Source organism: Streptomyces huiliensis (assembly GCF_020037025.1).
GTDB lineage: Bacteria > Actinomycetota > Actinomycetes > Streptomycetales > Streptomycetaceae > Streptomyces > Streptomyces huiliensis.
Window position 1 is genome coordinate 1 of the sequence record NZ_JAIQLH010000455.1, and the last position, 3,392, is coordinate 3,392.

Here is a 3,392-nt window from a genome sequence, read left to right on the forward strand (position 1 = left end):
TCCTTGACCTGGACGAGCTTGATCTCGCCCGCGGTCTTGAGGATCTTGCTCTTGCCGTTGCCCGCGAGGTTGTACTTCAGGGCGACGACCTTGTCGGCGCCGTACAGCTCCTTGGCCTTCGCCTCGGTGATACCGACGGAGGCGACCTCCGGGTGGCAGTACGTGACGCGCGGCACGCCGTCGTAGTCGACCGGGACGGGCTTGAGCCCGGCCAGTCGCTCCGCCACCAGGATGCCCTCCGCGAAGCCGACGTGCGCGAGCTGGAGGGTCGGGACCAGGTCGCCGACGGCCGAGATGGTCGGCACGTTGGTGCGCATGTACTCGTCGACGAGGACGTAGCCGCGGTCCATCGCGACGCCGGCCTCCTCGTAGCCCAGGCCCTGGGAGACCGGGCCGCGGCCGACGGCGACGAGCAGCAGCTCGGCCTCGAAGGACTTGCCGTTCTCCAGCGAGACCTTCACGCCGTCGGCGGTGTACTCCACGCCGGAGAAGCGGGAACCCAGGGAGAAGTTGATGCCGCGCTTGCGGAAGGCGCGCTCCAGCAGCTTGGAGCTGTTCTCGTCCTCGACCGGGACGAGGTGGGGGAGCGCCTCGACGATGGTGACGTCGGTGCCGAAGGACTTCCACGCGGAGGCGAACTCGACGCCGATGACGCCGCCGCCCAGCACGATCGCGGACTTCGGGACGCGGTCCAGGACCAGCGCGTGGTCCGAGGAGATGACGCGCTCGCCGTCGATGGTCAGGCCCGGCAGCGACTTCGGCACGGAGCCGGTCGCCAGCAGGACGTGGCGACCCTGGATCCGCTGGCCGTTCACGTCGACGGACGTGGGGGAGGACAGGCGGCCCTCACCGGTGATGTAGGTGACCTTGCGGGAGGCGACCAGGCCCTGGAGGCCCTTGTACAGGCCCGAGATCACGTCGTCCTTGTACTTGTGGACGCCCGCGATGTCGATGCCCTCGAAGGACGCCTTGACGCCGAACTGCTCGCTCTCGCGAGCCGAGTCGGCCACCTCACCGGCGTGCAGCAGAGCCTTGGTGGGGATGCAGCCGCGGTGCAGGCAGGTGCCGCCCAGCTTGTCCTTCTCGATCAGGGCGACCTCGAGACCCAGCTGCGCTCCACGCAGGGCGGCGGCGTAACCGCCGCTACCGCCTCCGAGGATCACTAGGTCGAAAACGGTGCTGGCGTCGTTCGCCACGTCACGTCCTCCATGCATGGGTACGCCGTTGCCGGTCGTCGATGACCGGGCGGCGGCTGTCGTTCGGCCGCTTCTTGCTTCGGCCCTGTGATTACTGGGGGCCCTGTCCTGCCGAGACAACATCTTCGCACTTGTTGACGGACGGCGGGACGCCGGGCCGGGCTGAGGGGCGACTGATGCGTCACCTTCGAGGGGTTACTCGCGCGTAGGGATCCCCGTGTGGGCGGCGCCCCGCGGGCGTTCGTCCTGAGCGAACGCCGCGCGGCCCCGGACGCATTCCCGGGGCCGCGCGGTGGATCCGCAAGGGGAGCCGACGCTCCCCGCGGGTTCAGCCCAGGTCGCCCTCGGCGGTGCGCTCGGCCAGCCGGACGAGCGTACGGACGGCGGAGCCGGTGCCGCCCTTCGGGGTGTACCCGTAGGGGGCGCTCTCGTGGAAGGCCGGGCCCGCGATGTCCAGGTGCGCCCAGGTGATGCCCTCGCCCACGAACTCCTGGAGGAACAGGCCGGCGATCAGGCCGCCGCCGTTGCGGACGCCCATGTTGGCGATGTCCGCGACCGGGGAGTCCATCGTCTTGCGCAGCTCGGCGGGCATCGGCATGGGCCACGCCTGCTCGCCCGCCGACTCGGCGATCTCGTACACGGCGGTGCGGAACGCGTCGTCGTTGGCCATGACACCGAAGGTGCGGTCACCCAGGGCGAGGACCATGGCCCCCGTCAGGGTGGCGACGTCCACGATCGCGTCGGGGTTCTCCTCCGAGGCCCGGGTCAGGGCGTCGGCCAGTACCAGCCGGCCCTCGGCGTCGGTGTTGAGCACCTCGACGGTCTTGCCGCTGTACATGGTCAGCACGTCGCCCGGACGGGTGGCGGTGCCGGACGGCATGTTCTCCGCGAGGGCCAGCCAGCCGGTGACGTTGACGGCCAGGCCCAGCTTGGCGGCGGACAGCACGGCGGCGAACACGGCGGCGGCGCCGCTCATGTCGCACTTCATGGTCTCGTTGTGGCCGGCCGGCTTGAGCGAGATGCCGCCCGAGTCATAGGTGATGCCCTTGCCGACCAGGGCGAGGGTCTTCTCCGCCTTGGGGTGGGTGTAGCCGAGACGGACCAGCCGCGGCGGGTTGGCGGAGCCCTGGCCGACGCCCATCAGACCGCCGTAGCCGCCCTTGAGCAGCGCCTTCTCGTCCAGCACCTCGATCGTGAGGCCGTGCTCCTTGGCGGCCTCCTGGGCGAGGGTGGCGAACGCGGCCGGGTGGAGGGCGTTCGACGGGGTGTTGATCAGGTCGCGGGCGCGGTTGACCTCGGCGGCCACGACGGTGGCGCGCTCGACGGCGGCCTTGAACGCCTTGTCGCGCGGCTTGCCGCCGAGCACCACGGCCTCGGCCAGCGGCTCGCCCTTCTTCGACGCGCCCTTGCCGCCGCCGTTGCTGCGGAAGGCGGTGAAGGTGTACGCGCCCAGCAGGGCGCCCTCGCCGACGGCCGCGGCGTCGTCCGCGTCCGTCACGGGCAGCGCGAAGGCCGCCTTCTTCGTCCCGGTGAGGGCACGGGCGGCGGCACCGGCGGCGCGGCGCAGCGCCTCACCCTCGTAGCCGTCGCCCTTGGCGGGGACGCCGCCGAGGCCGGCGGCGACCACGACGGCGGCCTTGACACCGGCCGGGGCGGGCAGCTTGGTGACCTCGCCCTCCTCGCCGGAGGCGCCGAGGGTCTCCAGGACGGCGGCGAGCTTGCCGTCGAAGGCCTGGTCCACGGCTTCGGCGCCGGGCGCCAGAACGGGTCCCTTCGGGCCCTTGGCGACACCGACGACGAGAGCGTCCGCGCGCAGCGTCGCCGCGCCGGAGGTGCTGAGAGTGAGAGCAGTCACGGTGGTGGGTGTCCCTACTTCCGTTGAGTTTCCACGGCTTGAGAGCACAGCGAGGCCGTGCCGGCCGCCTCGGCGCATCGTATGCGCCGCGCGTGCGCCGCCGGATTCCGGGCCCTCGGGCCGGCACGAGCCTATCCCCGCGCGGTCGTTCAGCCCAGGGCCGTGACGATCACCGCGGTGGTGGCGGCGGTCTCCGCCAGGGCGCCGAAGACGTCCCCGGTGACGCCGCCGAAGCGGCGCCGGCAGTGGTACAGGAGGAGTTCGGCCGCCGCGGCGGCGAGCACCACGGCGGCTCCCGCGCGGACGGCCGCGCCCGGGCCGAGGAGCGCGCCGGCGCCGGC

3 protein-coding genes are annotated in these 3,392 nt (G+C 72.1%); all 3 read right to left on the reverse strand.

Annotated features, from left to right (window positions below; genetic code table 11):
- Positions 1–1,196: dihydrolipoyl dehydrogenase (locus JNW98_RS35035; RefSeq protein WP_223772307.1), on the reverse strand; the 1,196-nt coding region annotated here is incomplete at its 3' end.
- A 328-nt stretch (positions 1,197–1,524) separates the two neighbouring features.
- On the reverse strand, positions 1,525–3,051 hold the full coding sequence (locus JNW98_RS35040) for a leucyl aminopeptidase (RefSeq protein WP_223772308.1): 1,527 nt from the start codon (positions 3,049–3,051) through the stop codon (positions 1,525–1,527).
- Positions 3,052–3,200: 149 nt separating this feature from the next.
- Positions 3,201–3,392 (reverse strand): adenosylcobinamide-GDP ribazoletransferase (locus JNW98_RS35045; protein ID WP_223772309.1); only part of this gene is annotated, 192 nt, incomplete at its 5' end.